Source organism: Paenibacillus sp. FSL P4-0081 (assembly GCF_000758565.1).
Lineage (GTDB): Bacteria > Bacillota > Bacilli > Paenibacillales > Paenibacillaceae > Paenibacillus_AQ > Paenibacillus_AQ phytohabitans.
Window position 1 is genome coordinate 3,120,028 of the sequence record NZ_CP009280.1, and the last position, 23,691, is coordinate 3,143,718.

Sequence of the window (23,691 nt, forward strand, 5' to 3'; positions counted from 1 at the left end):
ACAGGATACGGTCAGAATGGATGATTATAGAAGATTGTGCTGGGATTGGCGCATTTGCGCCAATCCTTTTCTGTGATTATGCAGGAAATTCTGCGTATAAAATAGACCCGCCCGAAGTAGGCGATACGCGGAAATGAAGGGGATAAATCCCACTAATTCCGCCGAAAGTTGGCTGTACGCGGAAATGAAAGGGATAAATCCCTCTAATTCCGCCGAAAGTGGGCGATGCGCGGAAATGAAAGGGATAATTCCCACTAATTCCGCCGAAAGTGGGCGATGCACGGGAATCAAAGGGATAAATCCCTCTAATTCCGCCGAAAGTGGGCGATGCACGGGAATCAAAGGGATAAATCCCTCTAATTCCGCCGAAAGTGGGCAATGTGCGGAAATGAAAGGGATAAATCCCACTAATTCCGCCGAAAGTGGGCGATGCACGGGAATCAAAGGGATAAATCCCTCTAATTCCGCCGAAAGTGGGCGATGTGCGGGAATGAAAGGGATAAATCCCACTAATTCCGCCGAAAGTGGGCGATGCACGGGAATCAAAGGGATAAATCCCTCTAATTCCGCCGAAAGTGGGCGATACGCGGAAATGAAAGGGATAAATCCCACTAATTCCGCCGAAAGTCGGCGATGTTCAGGAACGAAAGCGGGCGGTAAGAGGAAATGAAGAGCAAAAGTGCCCCTGAATCCGCCGAAAGTCGGCGATAGGAAGAAATAAGGAGCAAAAGTGTCCCTGAATCCGCCGAAAGCCGGCGACAAGAGGAAATGAGGAGCAAAGTGCCCCTGAATCCGCCGAAATTCGGCGACAAGGAAGAAATGAGGAGCAAAAGTGCCCCTCAATCCGTCCGATGTGCGCAGGCAAGAGAAAGGTGTAAACTATCTGTCTTGTTCTTCATTTATAGCTGCAGCCGTGTAATCGCCAGCGGGTGCATTAAGTCATTTGAAATGCCGGGAGCGGCTCAACAACCGCTGGCTGCTCCTGTACTAAAGAACGGAAAATCAGTTGCCGCGCAGCAAGCAAGCGTTTTCTTTTTATCGAATTTTCGGGGGGAAGTACTATAGTTTATGAATTGTAAGCGCATTCTGAAAACGTATAATTAGAGATGTCAACAAGAGAATTTATAAGCATAAGCGATTAGCCAAAAAGGGGAGGCATAACAACATGCACAAAACGGCAAAACGTTCAGCCAAGGCCGCGGCAGCCGGTGTATTAGCACTCACACTGGCACTTACAGGCTGTGGTTCTGGCAACAACAGCAGCAACACCGGAAGCAAAGATAACGCCACTGGAGGAAACGCCAGTCCGGCAGCAGCCGGAGACGATAATGCTCCGGTAACATTCTCGGTATTTATGAGTGGTCCCGGGCAGCAGCCTACGCCTGACAACAAAATTCTCAAACTGATGAAAGAAAAAACCGGGGTCAGCTTCAATATGGAATTCCTGGTCGGCGACCTGCAGCAGAAGCTGGGTGTCATGATTGCCGGAGGTGACTATCCGGACATCATGTCAGGGGACGACAAGCTGATCAATGCCAAAGCTTACATTCCGCTGGAGGATCTGATTGAGAAGTACGCGCCCAACCTGAAGAAGCATTATGCCGATGTGTGGAATCAGATCAAGGATGAGAGTGACGGTCACATCTATGTACTGCCAAGCTATGGCGTATATCAAGGTAAAATTACTGAACCGACTTACCAGGGACCCGGCTTCTGGCTGCAAAAGAAGGTACTGGAGGAAATGGGCTATCCAACGCCTAAGACCCTTGATGAATATTTCGATATCATTGCCAAATATAAAGAAAAACACCCGGATGTCATCGGGTTCGAATCGCTCAACTTCGACTGGCGTGTCTTCCCGCTGCAGAATGCGCCTGAGCATCTGTCAGGACATCCGAATGACGGAGCGGTTGTTGTAGACAACAATGTAGCGCAGATTTTTGCCGACAAGGATATGTCCAAGGACTACTACAAGAAGCTTAATGAGATTAACGCTCAAGGGCTGATGGATAAGGAAGCGTTCGTGCAGAACTATGACCAGTATCTGGCCAAAATCGCAAGTGGCAAGGTCGTCGGTATGTTTGACCAGCACTGGAACTTCCAGGACGGCGAGACTTCCCTGATCTCCCAGGGCAAAATCGAAGATACGTACATCGGCTTCCCTCTGCTCTATCCGGGTGCTGAGGAATGGTACCGTGACCGCGGAGCAGTCGGCACCAACCGCGGCTTCGGCATTTCGATCAATGCCAAGGACCCTGAGCGCATTATCAAATTCTGGGATCAGATGATCACTGAGGAATGGCAGAAGACGATCCAATGGGGAGTCAAGGGCGAGGATTATGAAGTGAATGCGGACGGTTCGTTCTACCGGACACCGGAACAACGGGCAAACGCTGACAAGACAAGCTGGCAGGTAGCTAACAAAATCACAGGCATGCACGGTTATATGCCTAAGATTCAAGGTACGTACAGCGATGGAAATGCAGCAGATCCGGGTACGCAGCCACAGGAATTCTTCGACAGCCTGAAGCCGTATGACCAGAAGATTCTGAAGGCGTACAACAAGAAATCCTGGTCTGAATTCTTCAAGGAACCCAAAGAGAACCATATCTACTTCCCGGCTTACTCCATCGTGCTTAAGGATGGCTCGCCAGCTCAGCTTGCACAATCCAAGCTGAATGACCTTCAGGTTAAATTCCTGCCCAAAGCCATTATGGCCAGTCCGGATGAGTTCGAAGATGTATGGCAGGATTATGTGGACAAAATCCACAAGCTGGACATCAAGGCCTACGAAGACCGGATTAATGAAGGTATCCAGCAGCGTATCGAAAAATGGAGCGTCAAGTAAGCGGCACTAAGGGTTGAAACGGAGCGGGAAATGAACTTTCCCGCTCTTCCTAAATAGGAGTGGAGAGAACGATTACACAGGAGGGAATACTACATGTCTGATGCCGTACTGGACAAACAGGTCAAGAAACAGAAGACCCGTAGAAGCAAAGTCGATCCGGAAATCGGTGTGAGCCTCAGCTGGAAGACGCTAAAGATACAGAAACAGCTTATTTTCATGTCTGTGCCGATTGCCATCTATCTAATTATTTTTAACTATGTACCCGTTTGGGGCTGGATTATGGCCTTTCAGAATTACCGCCCGGCGCTGTCCTTCGGCCAGCAGGAGTGGGTAGGCTTCCAGCAGTTCAAATTCTTATTCTCCGATGAGACCTTCATGCTGGTGCTGCGCAACACGGTTGCCATGAGCTTCATCAATCTTGTACTCGGTACGGTGACGGCCATCGGCCTGGCTTTGCTGCTGAATGAGATTAGACTCAAGTTCTTCAAACGTATCGTCCAGTCAATTTCATATTTGCCGCACTTTCTGTCCTGGGTTATCGCAGCGGGTATTGTCGCTACCTCCCTGTCGATTGATGACGGGATTGTCAATGTCATTCTAATGAAGCTTCACCTGATCAAAGATCCGATTATGTGGCTCAGTGAGGGCAAGTATTTCTGGGGCATTGTCGGGGCTTCCAACGTGTGGAAAGAAGTAGGCTGGGGCACGATTATCTATCTGGCCGCGATTACCTCCATTGACCCTTCCCTGTATGAGGCAGCATCCATCGACGGCGCTACGCGTCTGCAAAAAATGCGTTTTGTCACTCTTCCGGGAATTAAAGCAACCTTTGTGATTCTGCTGATTATGAATATTGGACATATTCTGGATGCCGGCTTTGAACTTCAGTACCTGCTCGGCAACGGTCTTACTATAGACTATTCGCAGACCATCGACATCTTCGTCATTAAGTACGGGATCTCTATGGGGAACTATTCTCTGGCTACGGCAGCAGGGATCTTCAAGACCATCGTCAGTGTTGTTCTCGTCTTCATGGCCAACTATACTGCCAAACGTCTCGGCGAAGAGCGGTTAATCTAAAGGAGGAAGCCCTTATGAAAGCTGTAGCAAAAGGATCAAGCCGCATAGAGCCGGTTGTGTTTCATACACTGAACACGCTGTTCATGCTCTTTGTGGTTGCTGTAACCCTGTATCCATTCCTCCACACGATGGCTGTTTCGTTCAACGACGGCAGTGACACGCTGGCCGGTGGAATCTATCTCTGGCCCCGTTCGTGGACGCTGGAGAATTACAAGGCGGTCTTTGTTTCAGGGACGATCTACCATGCCGCATTTATCTCGGTATCCCGCACGGTCATCTCAACGCTGCTCGGTGTTTTTCTCACCACTATGCTGGCTTATGCACTGGCGCAGCCACAATATATTTTCCGCAAAAAAATCGGCCTGCTGTTCATCCTGACCATGTATTTCAATGCCGGACTGATTCCGAACTACTTCCTGATCAAGAATATGGGCCTGCTGCATAGCTTCATGGTCTATATCCTTCCGAGTCTGGTCAGCGCATTCAACCTGATCATTATGCGGACCTATATCCGCGGTCTTCCGTTCAGTCTAACCGAATCGGCGAAGATCGACGGGGCGGGGGATTTCCGGATTTTCTGGAAAATCATCTTCCCGCTGTGTACTCCTGTACTGGCAACGGTTGCTTTGTTCATTGCGGTAGGTTCATGGAATGCCTGGTTCGATACCTTCCTCTATGCTTCCTCGGATCTTAAGCTAAGCACACTGCAATATGAAATGATGAAGCTGCTGGGTTCCACGATGAGCACGAACAATGATCCTTCCATGCTTGCGGGAGGCCAGAATAATCAGGTGCAGGCCCTGGTTACACCGGCTTCCATCCGTTCCGCGATCACGATCGTTACGGCTGTCCCGATTTTGTTCGTCTACCCTTTCTTGCAGAAGTATTTCGTGGTAGGGTTGAACCTGGGAAGTGTGAAAGAATAATTGTCATTTAGAATGATATAAGAAAAATATGGATAATATAACCGTTTCGGGTGAAGCCGAAGCGGTTTCTCCTGTTCAATACTGGTGAGCCTTGCAGAACTCAAAATACTTAAATAAAGAGGGTGATCCAATGCTTAAGGTACTGTTTGCCGACGATGAGCCGCTTATGCTGGAAGGGCTGCGATTCCTGGTAGACTGGGAGAAATTAAACTTTGAAGTATGCGGTGAGGCTCTGGACGGGGAGGACGCGCTGGAGCTGATTCACAGCACCCGTCCTGATCTGGTTATAACTGATGTGCGCATGCCGGTAATTGACGGTCTTGAACTAATAAAAAGAGCTTCCAAAACCGATTTCCGGCCCAAGTTTATTATCTTCAGCGGCTACGCCGACTTTGAGTATGCCAAGCGGGCGCTTAAGTACGGGGTATCCAACTATTTGACCAAACCTCTGGATGAGAAGGAGCTGACAGAGGCGCTGCAGATCGTAACCGACCAAATCCATAAGGAGCGCAAGGTGTCCTCACGGCGCGAGGCTCTTTCGGCTCTGATGCAGGCGGATACGGTATCCCGGCTCCTGATGCGGGAGAACACGGAAGAGGAGCGGCAGAAGGGGATGAAGAGCCTTGGGATCACCCCCGCCTCGCGGATATGCTGTATACTGGTCCATGGAACAGCGCCTGACAGTCTTCAGCTGCGTGAGCAGGTCTCTGCCATGGGCGGCAAGGAGCCGCTGCGCAGCCTGAGCGTCTATCCGTTCACTGCAGGAAGCGGGAAGCATGGATATTTGCTGGTGTCCCCGCAGGAAGGACCGGAGCTTGACCCGGCCATGCTCACAAGCTGGATGGATGAAATACGTCCCTTGTACAGCACTCCGGTCTGTTTCACGGCAAGCCTTCAGCATCACGGACCGGAAGCTCTGAATTCGGCTTATCAGGATGCGCTGGCTGCTGAGCTGTGCAGGCCGGATGCCGCGGAGGGCGGAGCGGCCGGCTTCTTCGAGAAGCAGGATAAGACTCAGATGGCGATGCTTCCGGCAGAGCTGAGAAGATCGCTGCTGCAATCCGTCACTGAAGGGAAGCTTGAGCACCTGAGCGGGCAACTCCGCGATGTGTTCAAGATATTCTCGGCGGAGGTGGCTTCAAGCTCATGGATCGACGCTTTTCTGGCCAATATCAAAGCTGAGCTGCTACGTGAAATTACCGCCAGAGGGGGAGACTATGCGCAGTGGGTGAAAAAATGGTTTCCGTCCCGGTATACGGCCAGCTGCCTGCCTCTGCTGGAGAGGCAGACGGAGGAGGAGCTGTGCGAGGCTGCAGAATGGTTCGCAGCTGCTGCGGACGGCAGGCGGGAGGACCAGATAGTGTCTGCCGTGACGGAGTATGTCCGCAGGCATTATCAGGAGAAGCTGAAGCTGCAGGATATTGCGAAAGTTCTGCATGTGAATTCCGCTTACCTGGGACAACGGTTCAGGAAGCATTACGGCAGCTCTTTTAACGACTATCTCCATGAATACCGCATTGAAGAAGCCAAGAAGCTGCTGCGCCGGACCGATATGGGTATTTCCGATATCTCAAGCCGGGTGGGCTATGCGGACGCTGATGTGTTCGCTGCCAAGTTCAAGGCGCTCAACGGCGTTACGCCTACCGTATACAAGAAGAGCTAAATCAAGGGGAGGAGGGGACTGCATGAAGCATAAACGGAAGCCGTCTGCCTTCATCAATGATATTCCGCTCAAATACAAGTTTTTGTTTATCTACTTACTGTGTGTTCTCGTCCCCATACTCAGCATCAACGCCCTTTTTTATGTGCAGATCAGCCGCAACGTGGAAGTACGGGAGAGGGAGAATCTGGGGATTTCGGTAGACCGGGTGGTCTATGATCTGATGCAGATCGTGAATGAATGTGTGGCGATCAGCAATACGGTGGCTGCAGACCGGCCCTATATGGAGATGATGGATTATGCCTACCCGGATAATGAGGCTTATTATGATGCCTATAACGATTTTCTCAAGGACAAGCTGCGGCAGTACAGCAATCTCCACTCCTATATCTACTGGATGGGCATATATACCTCCAATCCGACGATCCAGAATGGCAGCAGCTATTTTATTCTGTCAGACAAGGATAAGCAGAGTGAATGGTACCGCAAAATATCAAGCAGCACAGACAAGGTATTGCTGACCTCCTATCAGGGGACCAACCCGCTTAATCCGCCCCAGCAGGAGGTGTTTGTCAGCCTGATCCGCAAGCTGGATAACTTTACGGGCCAGCCCTACAATAAGTATTTGCGGATTGATCTGCGGCTGAACAATGTGCAGGAGCTGTTCCAGAAGGAGCGTGATTATCTGGATTTCAAGCTGCTGGATGAGAAGAACCGGATCGTGCTGGCATCGGGTCAATCCTTCTACTCGCTGGACACCAATGCTCTGCTGAATGTCGACACAAGCCTGGATCAGCCATCCAAGCAGATTGTCCGTACGCTCAGCAGTGCAGCCTACACCAAGGGCTGGCGTCTGGTCGGAACTCCGGAGGGCCGGAAGGTGAATCATGAAATGGTCCATGCGCTAAGGATCTCACTGATTCTTGCTCTATTAACTATAATTCTTCCTACCCTGCTCATGATTGTGATTATAAGGTCCTATAATCTGCGGGTCAGATTGCTCTACAAGCATATGAAGCTGGTCAAATATGAACAGTTCGAGAGCATTGATATGTATGAGGGGAAGGATGAAATCGGCGGACTGATCCGCAGCTTCAATCTGATGACCGGGAAAATCCGCAATCTGATCAATGATGTCTATAAGCTGGAGATTCAGAAGAAGGACCTGGAGCTTGAACGGGTACGGGCGGAGCTGAAATATCTGGAAAGCCAGGTGGACCCTCATTTCCTCTTCAATACGCTGAATGCCATATTGGTCATTTGCAAGAAATATAAGTATGAACAAGTCACGGATGTCATCCGCAATCTGGCGCTGATTATGCGCAGGCTGCTAAGCTGGAAGGATGATCTTATTACTGTAGAGGAAGAGGTCTCTTTTATCGAAATGTATCTGCAGATTGAGAAGTTCCGCTTTCAGAACCGGTTCTCTTATGTGCTGGATATTGAGCCGGAGGTGCTGAAATGCCGGATTCCCAAGATGAGCATACAGGCTTTGGTGGAGAATTCCTGCAAGCATGGCCTGCAGTCGGTCAAATGGGCAAGGGAAATCCACGTGTCCGCGGCGAGGGATAACGCTGGCCTGCTGATCGTAGTGACGGACAATGGCAAGGGAATCGAGAAGGAGAAGCTGGAATGGATCAAGTCCCATCTGGAAACGGAGCAGGATTCCGGACAAAATGTCGGGCTTCGCAATGTGTATAAACGCTTGATGTTGTACTATAACGGCAGAGCCAGGTTCAGCATTGAGAGCACCGAATATGAACAGACGGTCATTACCATCCGGATTCCCGAGGACTTGAGCCTGGATCTGGTAGTGGAGGGATCTCATGTATAAAGTGGTACTCGCGGATGATGAAACCCTCGCATTAGAGGGATTGCGGACGCAGACGGATTGGGAAGAGCTGGGCTTTGAAATCTGCGGAGCCTGCGAGAATGGGGAGGAAGCGCTGGCTGCGATTGTACAAAGCTCGCCCGATCTTGTGATTACAGATATCCGTATGCCCGGGATTGACGGGCTGGAGCTGATAAGGCGCGTGCGCAGCCTTGAGATGGAGCAGCCGATCTTCGTCGTTCTCAGCGGCTACGGCGAATTCGAATATGCAAGAACTGCCATTCGTTATGGGGTAAGTCACTATCTGCTGAAGCCGGTCGTAGAGGCCGAATGGGATAAGGTGCTTACAGACATTACGGATGAGCTGGAGCTGCGCGTTAAGCAGAGGATGCAGCAGAGCATGCTGGCGAGCCGGCTGCTGCCGCTGGCGATTGCGCGCATGCTTGAGGGCCACTGGGCCGAGCCTGAAGAGGAGGCGGCCGAGCAGATGGACCGTCTGGATGAGACCGTTACGGGCTGGACGTATCTGCATGTGGAGGGCGATAGCAGCAATATTACAGACCTTTGCCGGGAGCTGGCCGGACCGGCAGGTGCCCTGTTCATTGACCTGCCCGGCGATCAGGCCGGACTGGTTGTGGAGAGCTCGGCGGGGGCGGCCGGGCTGGCGGAGCAGCTATATGCCGGGCTGATCCGCAGCGGTGTGAAGGGCTCCGTCAGCATCGGGCCGAGTGTGCAGTCACTCCGCGAGCTGCCTGTCTCCTACAGGGAAGCGGCAGGGGCTGCGGCCCGCCACTATTTCTATTCAGACGGAAGCGGTCCGGTGCATTCGGCCATTGAGGGCGAGGGCCAGGTGAACTACAATCTCCCTGCCACAGAGTTGCTCGAGGAAATAATAAGCGCTGTGGAAAGGCTGCAGGAGCAGAAGGTTCAGGAGAAGCTGAACGAAATGTTCAGCGTGTTCAAGGAGAACCGGACAGATCCGGGAGTTGTACAGATGACCAGCATGGATATCATGCTGAGAAGCATGGAATTGCTGAAGGAATTCGGCGGAGCGGACGATCAGTGGATCGGTTCGCTTGATTTTTTCAGAACGGAGCCCAAATCGCTGGAAGCCCTGCAAGCCACCCTTCAGAGCGCGCTGGCAACAAGTATGAATTATATCCGGCAGCACAAGGAACGTAACTCAGAGCATCCGCTTATCCGCGTAGAATGCTTCTTGCGGGATCATTATTCCAGGCATTTGACTGTAAAAGAGATTGCCGAGCACTTCTATATCAATCCGGTGTACCTGGGCCAGGCCTTCATCAAAAAGCATGGGATCAGCATTCTGGAATACATTCACAATCTGCGTATAGAAGCAGCCAAAAAGCGGCTGATCGAAACCCGCGACACAGTCAGGAGCATTGTGGAAAGTGTGGGTTATGTGCACTATCACCATTTCCTGAGAGAGTTTGAGAAACGGACGGCACTGAAGCCGGTGGCATTCCGCGAACAGTCCCAGTCTGATAAAGGATAGATCCATTAATTTATTAGGGTCCATGTATTTAGTATGGTAATGGTAAACGCATACAAATTCGCTATGATAGAGATAGCTGTCCAACAATGCTGTTATTCACAGGAGGTCCACGGCATAGGCATGCAGGCCCATTGGAATATCTATGGCCCGTCCATTGAAGAAATCCGCAGCGCCCTTGAGCTGTACGCTTCTTTTGGGGCTCAAAATCCTGATTACGGAGCTGGATATCTCCATGTTCCGTAATGAGGATAAGCGCACGGACTTGAAAGCGCCAACATTAGAAATGCTGAGGCTCCAGGAGGAGCGTTATGCGGAGATCTTCGCCCTTCTGCTGGAATACAAAGCTTCCATTGATTCGGTGATCTTCTGAGGCGTGGCCGATGATTATACCTGGCTGGACGGTTTCGCAATCCTAATTGTTATAACCATCTTATCGCTAACAACAATGGAGGGAATTAAATGACAACTCAATTGAATCAGGCTACCGGAAAGGTACCCCCTAACGGTAATCCGCTGGTAGCGCACAGATACGGAGCCGACCCTTATGCCCTGGTATTCGGGGACAGAGTCTACCTGTACATGACCAACGACGCGCTGGAATATGATGAGAGCGGTGTGGTGAAAGAGAACTCTTACAGCAGTATCAATACCATTACCGTCATCTCCTCTGCCGACCTGGTCAACTGGACCGATCATGGCGCGATTGCCGTGGCCGGACCGGAGGGCGCTGCGAAGTGGGCTACCCAATCCTGGGCACCGGCAGCAGTTCATAAGGTGATTGGCGGCAAGGACAAGTTCTTCCTGTACTTCGCCAATAATGCCAGCGGGATTGGGGTTCTCTCAAGTGACAGTCCGGTGGGGCCATGGGTTGACCCAATCGGGGAAGCGCTGATTCTGCGCTCCACACCGGGGGTGGCGGATGTGACCTGGCTGTTCGACCCGGCGGTTCTGGTCGATGACGACGGCAAGGGCTACATTTACTTCGGAGGCGGTGTCCCGGAAGGACAGTTCGCAGAGCCGGGCACAGCCCGGGTGATGAGACTGGGTGAGGATATGACCAGCGTAGTGGGTACTGCTGAAGTGATCCCGGCGCCATTCATGTTCGAGGATGCCGGGATTCATAAGCGGAACGGTGTCTACTACTATACTTACTGCTCGAACTTTTATGACGGGGAACGGCCAGAGGGCAGCCCTCCGGCGGGGGAGATCGCCTATATGACGAGTGACAGTCCCATGGGTCCTTGGACATATCAGCGGACGATCCTGAAGAACCCGGGACATTTCTTCGGAGTCTCTGGGAACAACCACCATGCGGTGTTTGAATTTCATGACAGCTGGTATATTGCTTATCACGCCCAGACCTTATCCAAGGCACAAGGGATTGCGAACGGCTACCGCTCCACGCATCTTAACCGCCTGACTCATCTTGAGGACGGGTCCATTCAAGAGATTCATGCGGACTATGAGGGCGTGCAGCAGCTTGTCACACTGAACCCGTATGAACGCATTCCGGCGGCAACAATGGGCTGGAGCGCGGGGGTGAAGACAGAATTTCTCACTGCCGGGGGAGAGCAGATCGTAACGGATATAGAGAACGGCGGCTGGATCGGATTATCCGGAGTGGACTTCGGGAGCCGGGGAGCAAAAGCGTTCCAGGTTTCGGTTCTGGGCCTTGAAGCCGGCGGTGTACTGGAGCTGCATCTGGATGACCCGGCTGGCCCGCTCGCCGGCAAGCTGTCCGTGCCTGCGGCGAACGGGGCAGAATGGACGGAGCTGAAGACGGAGGTCCATGGAGCCATAGGGGTACATTCACTCTATCTGGTATTCACAGGCGCGAGCGGCAAGGACTTGTTCAAGCTGGCAGCTTGGAAATTCACGACAGAAGCATAACTAACTTCAAGGAGGCCAAAGCATTGAATACCGCGATCATTACCAATCCTGTAATGTGGGCAGATGTCCCGGATGTGGATGTTATCCGGGTCGGCCCTGTATTCTATATGGTCAGCACCAGCATGCACTCCATGCCGGGCTGTCCGATTATGAAGTCAGAGAATCTGTACGACTGGGAAATAGTGAATTATGTCTATGGCACCTTCGAGGATCATGAGGCCCACCGGCTGGAAGACGGCCAAGGGATATACGGCAGCGGTTCTTGGGCGGCCTCTCTCCGCTATAAGGAAGGAATCTACTATGTATGCTTCTCCTCCAATGATATGGACCAGTTCTATATCTACCGGACCGGAGATATTGAGCATGGGCCCTGGGAGCGTTCGGTGATTCCGGGACTTCATCATGACCCGGCTCTGCTGCTGGATGAAGATAACCGCAATTATGTGATCTATGGGAACGGGGACATCATGCTCAAGGAGCTGACAGCGGATCTGACGGCTGTGAAGCCCGGCGGAACGGATCAGCTGCTGCTGGAAGGCGAACGGGAAGACATCGGTCTGCGCATTGAAGGCTGTCATGCGCATAAGCGGAACGGCTATTATTATCTGTTCTTCATTGAATGGCCGAGAACCGGCAATCAGCGCAGACGGCAGCTATGCTACCGTTCCCGTGAGCTGCCGGGTCCTTACGAGCGGAAGGTTATTCTGGATGATGATCTGGGCTACCAGAATAACGGTGTCGCGCAAGGCGGCATTGTCGATACACCGGACGGTGACTGGTACGCGGTGCTATTCCAGGATCATGGGGCTGTCGGACGGATTCCCTGCGTCCTCCCCGTAAGCTGGGAGCAGGATTGGCCGGTGATCGGGGAGAACGGTGAAGCACCTAAAGTGTTCCGGACGAAGCTTCCTGCGGGTGAGCCGAAGCCGCTGGTGATCAGTGATGAGTTCGATTATACCAGCGGCCGGCTGGCGCTGAACTGGCAGTGGAACCATAATCCCGACAACGGGCTATGGTCGCTCACCGAGCGGCCGGGTTATCTGCGTCTGCGCACCGGACGCACAGCAGACAGCATTCTGCGGGCGCGTAATACACTGACCCAGCGGACGGAAGGTCCGGCGTGCAGCGCGGAGACGCTGATTGATCTCTCAGGCATGCAGACCGGCGACAAGGCAGGTATGGTTGCCCTGCAGAACGGGTACGGGACGGTCGAGGCTGCGGCCTTGAAGCAGGGCGGGTTCAGCGTGAATATGTGCGTCAACAGCGGAGACGGCTATCCGCAGACGGTGGAGAGTATTCCATTCACCGGCAACAGGATATATCTAAGAATCGATTTCAATTTCGAGGATAGCGTGGACCAGGCCCATTTCTTCTATTCGGCGGACGGGGCGGTCTGGAAGGCGATTGGCGGGACGCTGCATATGAAATATACACTGGATCATTTCATGGGCTACCGGATTGGCTTGTTCAATTATGCAACCCAATCAGCCGGCGGTTATGCCGATTTCGATTATTTCCGTTATCGCAGACAAGGCTAAGTCCGGGTCTTGAAACCGAACCCGGAAGCCTGGGATACTGAAGGCGGAGGGGGCAATTTAAGAATACCTGCCAGAGGCGGCCACAGAGTAAAGGTGTGCAAATAGTGGCGTAATCAACAAATGAGGGGCATTGGTTAATGCTTCTCATTTGCTTGTCGTCTAGCCCGCACCCGCTCCAGCAAAACTGCCGAGATAACTACAATTGCCTATTCTTCCTGCCGGGTTTCAGCCTGTTTGGAAGCAAGCTTCTCGCGGTAGGCCCGGGGGGAGAAGCCGGTAAGCTGCCGGAACTGCCGGCAGAAATGCTCGACATTCGCATAGCCGCAGAGTGCGGCGATCTCCGCAATTTTGTGCTGGCCATAGCCAAGCTTCTCCTTGGCCAGCCGAATCCGGCAGTGAATGACATCCTCCATGCAGGAGATGCCGAAGGTGGATTTGTATATGGTCTGCAGGTAGCCTGTACTTATATGCAGATGCCCGGCCATAGAGGACACGGTCCAAGGGTGGCCGGGGTTGCTGTAAAGCGTCTTGCGCAGCTCCAGAAGATTATAATATTGCGGAGTCAGCTTGTCCTCGGACGCCTCGGACAGCTTATTGAACAAGAGCCGGAACAGGTAGTCAATGGATAGCTCCCGGTAATCGTTCTGGAAGGAGTTCTCCAGTGTCAGCAGTTGAAACAGCTGATGACAATAGCCGGGGTCCGGCAGCGAGAACGGAGTACCTACCGGTAAGACGGTCTCTGTAATATAAGATTCATCCGCATCAAAGCGGACCCAGTCATTCACATACTTCCGGGAGCAGGCCCGGTAATAGATGCTGTGCTTAGGCGGATACAAGACAGCAGAATGAGCGGGGAATTCCTTCAATTCCCCATTGACTTCAAACAGTGCCGGAGTCTGTGTCAGTACAAGAAGCCAGGCATCCAGCCCTTCCGGAATGCTGTACACGAAATCATGCTGATGCGCAGCGTCATATTCAACGTAGTGTATTGTGGGCATTGGCTTCTCCTTCCTTCGGATAGATCAATTAATGGTCAGTAAATATCATTGTTAGAAATTCGCTCAATCTCTATAATTTATAGTGTGTATCACGAGCGTAACTGAATAATGACAGTGGAAGGTGTATTGCTGGTTATTAGAAATTATCAATAAGAAGGAAGGTTATTGATTAATGATACCACAACGAAACGAGGATCGGAATCAGATCCTTTGCTATACAAGGCTGCCGCAGGAGGATATGGTGTACGCTTCAAGGCTTGCCCACAGCATGCACTTGGCTTACAGCACAGACGGGCTTCTGTTTCAGGAATTGAATCATAACTCGGGTGTTCTGTTCGCCAAGGCGACGGAGAATGAAGACGGGACACTCCGGGCCAAGAGCCTGAATCATCCGTATCTTTTCCACTTGGCTGACGGGAATTACGGCGTAATTGCTGTGCGTACTGAGGCAGACGGTGAAGCCGATGAACAGAGTAAGGGGAAGGTGCTGTTGTTCTCCTCTGCCGATTTACTGCAATACAGCGAGGTGGGACTGCTGGAGCTTAAGGCCGATACCTTTGTAAGCGATGTCTCTTGCCAATACGATACGGAGCAGAACGGTTACCTGATCAGCTGGATAGATGAATATGGTCAGGGGTATGAGAGCTGGATGACCGACATCATGAGCCTCAAAAATGTCTCGGCTCCGGAAAAAGCAAAGCCGTTCACTCTGGATACCGTGCTTGCCGATATTGAAGGGATTCTGCCGCGCAATGTGATCTCTGTCTCTGCAGAGACAGCCCGCAGACTTTTCTTCAAGCTTACTGTTCCAGAGAACATTGCTATCGTGGTTCCGGACCGCGTAAGTGCGGCTTCGGTAGAGGAAGTGAAGGCTGTGCGGGCAACGGCTCTATACAGCGATGGTACGCAGGCGTCCAAAAAAGTGGATTGGAATATAGGCGCCATCGACTGGAGCCAGGCGGGAACCTACAGAATTACCGGGGAGATCCATCAGGAGCATTATCCGTTTCCAATCGCACTTGACCGTGCAGACCCCTGCATTGCACAGTGGAAGGGAAAATATTATTTCATTGCCACCAATGATGCGGATCAGAATCATACGCTGTATATGAGGGAAGCGGATACTATTCCCGGACTGGTAACGGCTGAAGAGGTGCTGATTCTCGATTCTTCCACCCATGAACAGATTCGCGGTCTGCTGTGGGCGCCGGAATTCCATGTCATTGAAGATGAGCTGTACATTTTTCATGCGGCAACCTCTGGTGAATTCTTCTATGAAGAGTCGCATGTGATGAAGCTGCGGGCAGGTGGTCGTCCGATGAACGCGGCGGACTGGACCATCCCGGAGCGTGTAGTGAAGAAGGACGGCACATATTTGTGTGAAGCAGGCAAGACGATTTCTCTGGACATGACTGTCATCCGGTGGAACGGCAAGCTCTATGCGGCATGGTCGGAGCGCCAGTTCGTGCCTGTCGATCTGGGGGCCTGGGTCTATATCGCAACCATCAATCCGCAGGAGCCGTGGAAGCTGACCAGTGATCCGGTGCTGCTGACCCGGCCCGACTATGGGTGGGCCAACAATCATACCTTTGTGGATGAAGGGCCTTTTGCCCTGTATTCGGATGACAAGCTCTACGTGACCTTTGCCAGCGCAGCGGTGGATGCTACCTATGTTGTCGGTCTCCTGACTGCAGATAAAGGGGCAGATCTGCTGGATATAGAGAGCTGGACCAAAGGCAATTATCCGCTGCTGACCTCCAGAAGTGTGCCGGGAGAATACGGTCCGGGCCATAATTCCTACGTGACGGACGAGGATGGTGTCATCTGGAACGCCTATCATGCGAGACCGGGAATTGACGGACCGCGAAGCTCGGGCCTACGCCGTGTGCATTTTGACATTGACGGTGCTCCGGTTCTGGATCTCACAGAGGAAAAGGACCTGAATCCGGAGCTGAAGCAGGTATCCATGGAAGTGAACGTAGGCTAGCTAGTGGGTCTGTTAGCCGCATCAGCGTCTCCCTGGAAGAGTGAACGCAAGAATGTACGGGATCATCATTGTGGACGATAACGCCCTTAATATGCAGAAGACTTGCAAGGAAGAGGAGGAATTGATTATGGAATATCATGTTGCCATTCAAGGGAGCGATCAGGCGCCGGGTACGGCGGAACAGCCATTCCGCTCCGTTTCCCGTGCTGCGGCTCTTGCGGTGCCGGGAGATACGATTACAGTACATGCGGGGATATACAGGGAATGGGTCAACCCGGCCAATGGAGGTACAGAGGAACAGCGGATTGTATATCAGTCTGCCGGGGATGGGGAAGTGGTTATCACCGGTGCAGAGCCTGTGGCCGATTGGACGGATGAAGGGGACGGCGTCTGGAGTACGGAGGTACCGAACACCCTGTTTGTTGTCCGCAACCCTTATAAGGTTAAATTGTACGGGGACTGGCTGTTTGAAGGCGCGTTCCAGCCGCATTTGGGAGAGGTATACCTTGACGGCAAGTCCCTATATGAATGTGATGGCGTTGATAAGCTGCGCAATCCCCAGGTTTGGCCTCAGGCCAAATATGCGGAGGACTCTCTGCTGCAGTGGTATGCGGAAGTAAGCTCCACGGCCACCACAATATGGGCGAACTTCGGCGGCAGGGACCCGCGCAAGGAGAATGTGGAAATCAATGTGCGCCCTTATTGCTTCTGGCCGGAGAAGACCGGCCGCAGCTACATAACTGTCAGGGGCTTCTCACTCCGGCAGGCCTCACCCCAGTGGGCTCCGCCAACAGCTTTGCAGGAAGGGCTCATTGGCCCCCATTGGAGCAAGGGCTGGATTATTGAGGATAATCTGATCAGCGAGTCCAAATGTACAGGCATCAGCCTCGGCAAAGAAATCACCACTGGACATAACGAATGGTCAGAGAACCGGATCAAGGGCGGAACGCAACGGGAGCAGGAGGTTATTTTCCGTGCTTTGCGCAAGGACTGGAACAAGGACCGGATTGGAAGCCATATTGTCCGCAACAACGTGATTCATGACTGTGAACAGGCTGGAATCGTAGGGCATCTAGGAGGTGCTTTTAGCCAAATCTATCAGAACCGCATTTACAATATCCATCATAAACGTATTTTTCACGGTGCAGAAGTCGGAGGCATCAAACTCCATGCTTCACTGGATACCCAGATTTGCGGGAATGTCATTTACAGCTGCTACCGGGCACTTTGGCTGGATTGGCAGGCGCAGGGCACCCGTATCAGCCGAAACACCTTTTACGACAATTTGTCCGAGGATCTCTTTGTAGAGGTCTGTCACGGCCCTTATATGGTGGATCACAACCTGTTCCTGTCTCCGATGAACTTTCGCAATATGGCTCAAGGCGGTGCGTTTGTTCATAATCTGTTTGCCGGCAGGTTTGTGGTGCGTTCCGAGCTTACCCGTTATACACCCTACCATATGCCTCATGAGACAGCTGTTGCCGGGTTCAGTAATATCACGGGTGGCGACGACAAGTATTATAACAACCTATTTATAGGTGATGACGATCCGCGCAACGAGCCGCTGCCGATGACTTTTTTCGAGCATCTCCCACTCACTCCAAGAGAAAATCTGGATGATAGCGGTACCCGGGTAATGGACGGTATCCCGGATAACTCCCGCTGTTATCTTCATCCTGTGGGGCTTGGCGGGTACAACGATTACCCGGACTCCATGCACAAGCGGTGGTGGGAATACACCAAGGAAGAAATTGCGGCGATGGAGGAAGCCGGAAAGCCGTTCCAGCCTGATAGGATGGCACTTCCTGTCGCGATACAGGGCAATGTGTATTTGAAAGGCGCGGTCCCCAGTTCTCATGAGCCGGATGCAAGGGCCTATGTCGACAACGGTGTTGAGATCGAAATCGATCCAGCTGTAAACAAGGTGCAGTTGTATATTAAAAGCCCTGAAATGATGCATGCTGCAGCTCCAGCGGTAGTTACGACTGAGCTGCTCGGCAGAAGCTATCACGCGGAGATGAACTATGAGGAACCGGATGGCTCCACTTACCGTTTTGACCACGACTTTTTTGGCAAACAGCGCCCGAATCAAAATATCACGCCTGGACCATTTGAATTGCTAGATGATAGTCCGGTGAAGATTGTGCTGTAACGCGGAGTAACGGGCAAGGCTCCCACACTTGGTTTATTAAATAAACTAAGTATGGGATATACATAAATTCAAGGAGAGGGATGAGGTACATTGAACGGGAATAATCCGAAGTATTTAACACAAAAGCCAGGGTATGATCAGGAGCGGGAAGGGATCAAGCGGGGCGAGATCACGATGATAGAATACCCCTCTGCGACAGTAGGCAACACGCGGAAGGCCCGGGTGTATACACCGCCCGGATATTCCAGTGCAGAGAAATACAGCGTCTTGTATCTGCTGCACGGCATTGGCGGAGATGAGGACGAATGGTATACCCACGGCAAACCGCAGATCATCCTGGACAATCTGTATGCCGATCAGCTACTGAAGCCCATGATCGTTGTGCTGCCGAACGGCCGGGCGATGCTGAATGACCGGGCGGAAGGCGATATTTTCGCCCCCGACAAGGTGCAGGCCTTTGCGACATTTGAATCGGATTTGCTGAACGATCTTATTCCTTATATAGAAGCGAATTATTCAGTCCTGACGGACCGGATGCACCGTGCCCTGGCCGGATTATCCATGGGAGGTGGGCAATCGCTCAACATGGGTCTGAGCCATCTGGACCGGTTTGCCTGGATCGGGGCGTTCTCCCCGGCTCCCAACACGAAGGAGCCTGAGCTGCTGGTACACGATCCGCAGCAGACGTCCACAGCGCTTAGCCTGCTCTGGTTATCCTGCGGCGATCGGGACAGCCTCAAGTATGTCAGCGACCGGACGCATGCCTATTTCGCGGAGCATGCGGTGCCGCATATCTGGGTTGAAGAACAGGGTGATCATGATTGGCCGGTCTGGAAGAACGGCTTGTATCAGTTCTCGCAGCTTATTTTTTAAATGGTTAGGGGCGTTCGGAATGGGCACCTCGTATGCCGCTGGAAGTGCTGCTATTGTAGCGGCGAAACGTCCTGCCGGACGTACACTGATTGTCCGTTGAACAAGCGTTGACCCAAGCGCTGACCGAGTACTGATTGAGTACTGATCGGGCATTGATTAAGTGCTGATTGAGTACTGATTGAGTACTGATTGAGTACTGATTAAGCATTGATTATCCACCGTTTGCCCATCAATCGCCCACTAAAAAAACACCCAACGTCCGACGAACGCCAACTAATCAGCCTCTAATCACTCACCTTTCGTCCACCGATCGCACAAGACTGCACTGCACTTAATTCATTGCAATTCACCTAAAATGGAGAATACAGCAAAATTAGATGCTCTTTTTCCACTTGCTTGCCTGCAAACGCCGGAATCCGCTTAATTAAGATACGTTTTTCCACTTGTTTGCTGACGAGGGCGATTGGTTGGATAGGAGCAGGCGGGTTGGCCGACGAGGGGCTCAATTGGCCGGAATTGGGCGGCAGTAGGCTGGAGAAGTTAGCTTATATATACTCAATTAAGCGCGATAAAGGCAGCCCCAAGCCATGTACATGGCTCCGGGGCTGCCTTTTCTTTTATACCTGGCCTTGCCGGTCAACGCTTATTTATTCGCAATCGCATCGGCACGCATTTTAACAATTTTGTCTGCTCTTTCTTTGTCGACAGCAAAGACATCATTCCAGCCGAGACCTTCGACATCGCTCTTGAGCTTCGTCCAGAGCTGATCGAATTCGCCCTGATCCTTGGCGAAGATCATTTTCCAGGAGGTGTTCTTCACATAATCCGAAATCTGGCTGCGTTTGTTCTTGACGTCTGAAGAATCGGAGCCGAGACTTGTATTGATGTTAGGTACAATATCGATCATATTGTTCTTCTGATAGTATTCGGTCGGAGTGATCGCGTCATAGGTTTTCTGCCAGTCTGTAGTCAGCGCTGTTTTGTTGGCTTCAATGGTGGAAGCCCAATAGGTGCTGTTGTAGAACTCCTTGGTTTCCGGGTCGACTACGAAATCACTCATAATCATCGAGTTCACCTTACTCTGGCCGTCCTGATAACCGCCGCCGCCGTACTCATCAGGTACAGGGGTATTCTCCTGGAATGCCGTTTGGCCTACCTCGGTCAGCTTGAATTTGCCGTCAGGCGTCTTTTCATAGTTGAAGCCTTCGAAGCCGTTGGTGTAATAGCGCAGACCTTCAGGGGAAGACATCCAGTCCATCAGTTCCATGATTCGTTCCGGTTCTTTCGCTTTGGAGCCGATGGCAAAGACTCTTCCGTTCCCGAAGTAAGCATCACTGTTCTGGATCAGGTGGCTGTCCGCAATCGGAACCGCAACGTTGCCGTCGCCCTGGTTGCCTCTTTCAATCGTGTTGTAGAAGCCTCTCTGCCAGGAGTACCACAGGAGAAGAACCTGTTTGTTGGTCAGCTTTTCGGACACCTTGTTCCAGTCCTGGGAAGGAGAGTCCGGGTCGACAAGGCCCATCTTGTTAGCGTCATAGTAGAATTGCAGAATCTTCTTATACATACTGTTGTCGTCTACGATCGGAACGATATCGCCTTTGGCATTCAGTTGAATGGTTGTAGTCCCGTTCGGCTGCTCGTAGCCATACCAGTTGCTGAGCCAGCGGACATTCTCCATGCTTCCGCCGTCCCAGTCCTTCCACAGCGTGATCGGAACAATAGGCTTGCCATCCGGAGTCTTCGGATATTTGGCCTGCATGTCCTTCAGGGCGGTCATCAGATCGTTCAGATTATTCAGCTTCGGCGCGCCGATTCCCTTGTAATAGTCCCAAGGCAGAATCGGGCTGGAGTATGGCAGCTCTTCCGAGAAGGTGGTTGGCGAAGTATCGGCGGTGAAGGCCGGCAGGGCATAGATTTTACCGTCCGGATTCTGCTTCTCGAAGGCAACATTGAACGGCTTGAAGTGATTGTCTACATATTTGGACAGATGCTCTGTATTCTTGATCAAGTCCGTAAGATCCATAATCATCCCCGCCGGAATCAATTCCTCGAGCTGGCTGTTCTCAATAATCAGAAGGTCCCCGAGGTCTCCGGATGCCGATCGGGTCTTGTACAGCTGATCGCCGGCCACCTGCGGAGCCAGAATGTTCAGCGTGATATTGAACTTGTCTTTCAGCAGTTTACCGTACCACCCGGTCTGCTCGCCCTGGTAGTTAGCCGCATTGTTAAATACCGTAAGGGTCAAAGGTTTGCTGTGATCAATGCCTGTACCCGAATCGGATGACTGGGCAGGTGTCCCTGGTTCGGCCGTCCCGGCAGCAGGTCCTGCATTGTTGGAATTTCCACTACAACCGCTTAGTACCGTTGTTACCAGAAGAATGGTCGTCCCGAGTAACAGCGCGGACTTTCTTCCCAGCTTAATGTGTGTTCTCATGTGTAGCCCCCCCGAATGATTAATGTATCATAATGGCGCAAGCGCACTAACCTTTGACTGCACCAATTATAATTCCTTTGACAAAAAATCTCTGGAAGATCGGATAGACCAGCAGAATAGGTGCGACTACGATAATGGTAACCGTCATGCGGATGGAGGTAGAGGTCTGCTTGGTCGCCAGCGTTGCCATCGCCGTTGATCCGGCATTCTGCAGATTGACCATAGTGGACAAGGAGCTTGCCTGATTGATGTAGTTATACAGAATGAACTGCAAGCTGTACAATTTGCTGTCCGTCACCAGCAGCAGCGTGTCCTGGAAGGAGTTCCATTGGTTGACTGCCGAGAAGATGGCAACGGTTGCAAGGATCGGCTTGCTGATCGGCAGAATGATTTTGTAGAAAATCGTGAAGATCCCGGCACCGTCAATGCTGGCCGCTTGCTGCAGCTCCTTGGGCGTTGCTTCCACAAAGGTTTTGACCAGGATAATGAAGAATGGAGCTACCACGGACGGAAGAATATACGCCAGGAAATTGTCGGTCAGATGCAGGGTTCTCATGGTCAGATACCACGGGATGATCCCGGCATTGAAGAACATCGTAATGATGGTGAAGCGGTACCAGAATTTCTTGCCCCACATATCCTCCTGCGCGAACATGAATCCCAGGAAGGCAGAAGCGCCGACAGTGAGAAGGGTACCTATTACCGTTCTGGCCAGCGAAATGACAAAGGCATTGCCGAGGCCCGGTATTTTGAATACATCGACATAGTTCTGGAAATGAATCCCCTTAGGCCAGAAGATAATCTCACCCTTGGCACTGAGATCGTTCGCGCTGATGGTATTGATAATGATCGAATAGAACGGATAGACACAGATGAAGGCGAAGAGGGAGAACAGGATATAGATGACGGTGGAAATGATTTTGTCGGTGGCGCTGACCTGCATTTTGACCGTTTTGGAGATGTCTATATCCCGGCTGTTTGGCGTAAGACCCGTCTGGCTGTCACTCATACGATGCCCTCTCCTCTCAACAATTTGGACAGTCCGTTTACCGAAAAGAGAAGCACCACACTAATCAGGCTCTTCAGCATACTGATGGCAACGGAGACGGAATAACTGCCGCCGCCCATGGCGAGGTTATACACATATAAATCGAGAACCTGTATACTGTCCTTGTTAAACGCATTTTGGAAGACAAAATATTGCTCCAGTCCATTGTTCAGGAAGCTTGCAATCTGGAGCATCAGCAGCACGAAGTAGGTCGGCATCATGCTTGGCAATACGACATGCCGGATCACCTGCATCCGGGTTGCACCATCCACATAAGCCGCTTCATACAGCGACTCGTCAATACCCATGATGGCGGCGATATACAGGATCGCTGACCAGCCGAGTGTCTTCCAGGTAGCCCAGAACCACATGGTAAGCCAGACATGATCCGAGCTCTGAAGGAAAAGGACCGGAGAATCGGACAGCCCCGTCATGTGGAGGAAGCCGTTGACCATACCTTCACTGGAGAACATGGAGAAGGCCAGGGAGTAGACGAGGACCCAGCTGATAAAGTTCGGCAGCGTGGTTACGGTCTGAATGAATTTGCGGAAACGCACAGCCTTGATCTCGGTCAGGAAGATGGCGAAGATCATCGGGAGCCAGGAGAAGAGAATGCCCAGACCGCTAATGCCGAAGGTGTTCTTGATGACCTGGAGCAACTGGTCGACCTTCACCTGATTCTCAACCAGAGAGTGGAACCACTTCAAGCCGACAAACGGCGATTGGGACAACGGAATGGGCGGGGTATAGTCAAAGAAGGCATATACCCATCCGTAGAGCGGGTAATACGCAAAGACAGCAAGTAAAACCATAAAGGGCGAAATGTAAAGGAATTTCCGGAAAGAATTGCTTCTAATGCTCTGGCTGCGCATCGTTTCACTCCTCTTCGTATTCTCTTTGTATAATTGCC

The 23,691-nt window shown here is 51.8% G+C and carries 18 protein-coding genes; 13 read left to right on the top strand and 5 right to left on the bottom strand.

The window, feature by feature from the left end; translation table 11 throughout:
• Nucleotides 1–24: 24 nt before the first annotated feature.
• Nucleotides 25–843 carry a hypothetical protein gene (locus tag P40081_RS38435; RefSeq protein WP_156118599.1) on the bottom strand — a complete coding sequence of 273 codons (819 nt, stop codon included), beginning with the start codon at nt 841–843 and terminating at the stop codon, nt 25–27.
• A 322-nt stretch (nt 844–1,165) separates the two neighbouring features.
• Here P40081_RS38435 and P40081_RS12865 point away from each other — a divergent pair, with 322 nt between their 5' ends.
• From P40081_RS12865 to P40081_RS12900, 10 genes are all read left to right on the top strand, one after another.
• A complete protein-coding gene (locus P40081_RS12865; RefSeq protein ID WP_042135908.1) occupies nt 1,166–2,848 on the top strand; it encodes a type 2 periplasmic-binding domain-containing protein in 1,683 nt (560 codons plus the stop codon).
• A gap of 93 nt (nt 2,849–2,941) precedes the next feature.
• Nucleotides 2,942–3,928, top strand: coding sequence for an ABC transporter permease (locus P40081_RS12870; RefSeq protein ID WP_052421801.1), 987 nt, complete (start codon nt 2,942–2,944; stop codon nt 3,926–3,928).
• Between the two features lie 14 nt (nt 3,929–3,942).
• Nucleotides 3,943–4,854, top strand: coding sequence for a carbohydrate ABC transporter permease (locus P40081_RS12875; protein ID WP_042135910.1), 912 nt, complete (start codon nt 3,943–3,945; stop codon nt 4,852–4,854).
• A gap of 130 nt (nt 4,855–4,984) precedes the next feature.
• Complete coding sequence (locus tag P40081_RS12880; protein ID WP_042135913.1) at nt 4,985–6,517, top strand: response regulator transcription factor; 1,533 nt, start codon at nt 4,985–4,987, stop codon at nt 6,515–6,517.
• A gap of 22 nt (nt 6,518–6,539) precedes the next feature.
• Nucleotides 6,540–8,348 carry a sensor histidine kinase gene (locus tag P40081_RS12885; protein WP_042135915.1) on the top strand — a complete coding sequence of 603 codons (1,809 nt, stop codon included), beginning with the start codon at nt 6,540–6,542 and terminating at the stop codon, nt 8,346–8,348.
• Nucleotides 8,341–9,861 (top strand): response regulator transcription factor, encoded by a 1,521-nt coding sequence (locus P40081_RS36365; protein ID WP_052421802.1) that lies wholly within the window; start codon nt 8,341–8,343, stop codon nt 9,859–9,861. Before P40081_RS12885 ends, P40081_RS36365 begins: the two co-directional genes overlap by 8 nt.
• A 120-nt stretch (nt 9,862–9,981) precedes the next feature.
• A complete protein-coding gene (locus tag P40081_RS39910; RefSeq protein WP_305954207.1) occupies nt 9,982–10,104 on the top strand; it encodes a hypothetical protein in 123 nt (40 codons plus the stop codon).
• Nucleotides 10,055–10,231: an endo-1,4-beta-xylanase gene (locus P40081_RS38440; RefSeq protein ID WP_305954208.1), complete on the top strand. Its 177-nt coding sequence runs from the start codon at nt 10,055–10,057 to the stop codon at nt 10,229–10,231. Before P40081_RS39910 ends, P40081_RS38440 begins: the two co-directional genes overlap by 50 nt.
• An 89-nt stretch (nt 10,232–10,320) precedes the next feature.
• The gene (locus tag P40081_RS12895) at nt 10,321–11,751 is read left to right on the top strand and encodes a glycoside hydrolase family 43 protein (protein ID WP_042135917.1); all 1,431 of its coding nucleotides are present in this window, start codon (nt 10,321–10,323) and stop codon (nt 11,749–11,751) included.
• A 23-nt stretch (nt 11,752–11,774) separates the two neighbouring features.
• Complete coding sequence (locus P40081_RS12900) at nt 11,775–13,289, top strand: glycoside hydrolase family 43 protein (RefSeq protein WP_042135919.1); 1,515 nt, start codon at nt 11,775–11,777, stop codon at nt 13,287–13,289.
• A 206-nt stretch (nt 13,290–13,495) separates the two neighbouring features.
• On the opposite strand, the gene P40081_RS12905 is transcribed toward P40081_RS12900, so the two are convergent.
• Nucleotides 13,496–14,287, bottom strand: a complete 792-nt coding sequence (locus P40081_RS12905) for a helix-turn-helix transcriptional regulator (RefSeq protein WP_042135921.1) — start codon at nt 14,285–14,287, stop codon at nt 13,496–13,498.
• A gap of 172 nt (nt 14,288–14,459) precedes the next feature.
• Between P40081_RS12905 and P40081_RS12910 the strand changes: the two genes are divergently transcribed.
• The 3 genes from P40081_RS12910 (at nt 14,460) to P40081_RS12920 (ending at nt 19,299) form a co-directional block, all read left to right on the top strand.
• A complete protein-coding gene (locus P40081_RS12910; protein ID WP_042135923.1) occupies nt 14,460–16,274 on the top strand; it encodes a family 43 glycosylhydrolase in 1,815 nt (604 codons plus the stop codon).
• Between the two features lie 127 nt (nt 16,275–16,401).
• Nucleotides 16,402–18,426, top strand: coding sequence for a right-handed parallel beta-helix repeat-containing protein (locus P40081_RS12915; protein WP_042141032.1), 2,025 nt, complete (start codon nt 16,402–16,404; stop codon nt 18,424–18,426).
• 90 nt (nt 18,427–18,516) lie between these two features.
• Nucleotides 18,517–19,299: an alpha/beta hydrolase gene (locus P40081_RS12920; protein WP_042135925.1), complete on the top strand. Its 783-nt coding sequence runs from the start codon at nt 18,517–18,519 to the stop codon at nt 19,297–19,299.
• 643 nt (nt 19,300–19,942) lie between these two features.
• Here P40081_RS12920 and P40081_RS12925 read toward each other — a convergent pair.
• The 3 genes from P40081_RS12925 to P40081_RS12935 are packed head-to-tail and all read right to left on the bottom strand — an operon-like array spanning nt 19,943 to nt 23,653.
• Nucleotides 19,943–21,733 carry a type 2 periplasmic-binding domain-containing protein gene (locus P40081_RS12925; RefSeq protein ID WP_052421804.1) on the bottom strand — a complete coding sequence of 597 codons (1,791 nt, stop codon included), beginning with the start codon at nt 21,731–21,733 and terminating at the stop codon, nt 19,943–19,945.
• Between the two features lie 46 nt (nt 21,734–21,779).
• A complete protein-coding gene (locus P40081_RS12930; protein WP_144026091.1) occupies nt 21,780–22,742 on the bottom strand; it encodes a carbohydrate ABC transporter permease in 963 nt (320 codons plus the stop codon).
• A complete protein-coding gene (locus P40081_RS12935) occupies nt 22,739–23,653 on the bottom strand; it encodes an ABC transporter permease subunit (RefSeq protein ID WP_042135926.1) in 915 nt (304 codons plus the stop codon). Before P40081_RS12935 ends, P40081_RS12930 begins: the two co-directional genes overlap by 4 nt.
• Nucleotides 23,654–23,691: the final 38 nt, after the last annotated feature.

What these genes read in the sequence shown, in the direction of transcription:
- P40081_RS12895 (WP_042135917.1), top strand. Translation starts at nt 10,321, where the DNA reads ATGACAACTCAATTGAATCAGGCTACCGGAAAGGTACCCCCTAACGGT.
- P40081_RS12925 (WP_052421804.1), bottom strand. Translation starts at nt 21,733, where the DNA reads ATGAGAACACACATTAAGCTGGGAAGAAAGTCCGCGCTGTTACTCGGG.
- P40081_RS12870 (WP_052421801.1), top strand. Translation starts at nt 2,942, where the DNA reads ATGTCTGATGCCGTACTGGACAAACAGGTCAAGAAACAGAAGACCCGT.
- P40081_RS39910 (WP_305954207.1), top strand. Translation starts at nt 9,982, where the DNA reads ATGCAGGCCCATTGGAATATCTATGGCCCGTCCATTGAAGAAATCCGC.
- P40081_RS12935 (WP_042135926.1), bottom strand. Translation starts at nt 23,653, where the DNA reads ATGCGCAGCCAGAGCATTAGAAGCAATTCTTTCCGGAAATTCCTTTAC.
- P40081_RS12910 (WP_042135923.1), top strand. Translation starts at nt 14,460, where the DNA reads ATGATACCACAACGAAACGAGGATCGGAATCAGATCCTTTGCTATACA.
- P40081_RS12930 (WP_144026091.1), bottom strand. Translation starts at nt 22,742, where the DNA reads ATGAGTGACAGCCAGACGGGTCTTACGCCAAACAGCCGGGATATAGAC.
- P40081_RS12880 (WP_042135913.1), top strand. Translation starts at nt 4,985, where the DNA reads ATGCTTAAGGTACTGTTTGCCGACGATGAGCCGCTTATGCTGGAAGGG.
- P40081_RS36365 (WP_052421802.1), top strand. Translation starts at nt 8,341, where the DNA reads ATGTATAAAGTGGTACTCGCGGATGATGAAACCCTCGCATTAGAGGGA.
- P40081_RS12885 (WP_042135915.1), top strand. Translation starts at nt 6,540, where the DNA reads ATGAAGCATAAACGGAAGCCGTCTGCCTTCATCAATGATATTCCGCTC.
- P40081_RS12865 (WP_042135908.1), top strand. Translation starts at nt 1,166, where the DNA reads ATGCACAAAACGGCAAAACGTTCAGCCAAGGCCGCGGCAGCCGGTGTA.
- P40081_RS12915 (WP_042141032.1), top strand. Translation starts at nt 16,402, where the DNA reads ATGGAATATCATGTTGCCATTCAAGGGAGCGATCAGGCGCCGGGTACG.
- P40081_RS12905 (WP_042135921.1), bottom strand. Translation starts at nt 14,287, where the DNA reads ATGCCCACAATACACTACGTTGAATATGACGCTGCGCATCAGCATGAT.
- P40081_RS12875 (WP_042135910.1), top strand. Translation starts at nt 3,943, where the DNA reads ATGAAAGCTGTAGCAAAAGGATCAAGCCGCATAGAGCCGGTTGTGTTT.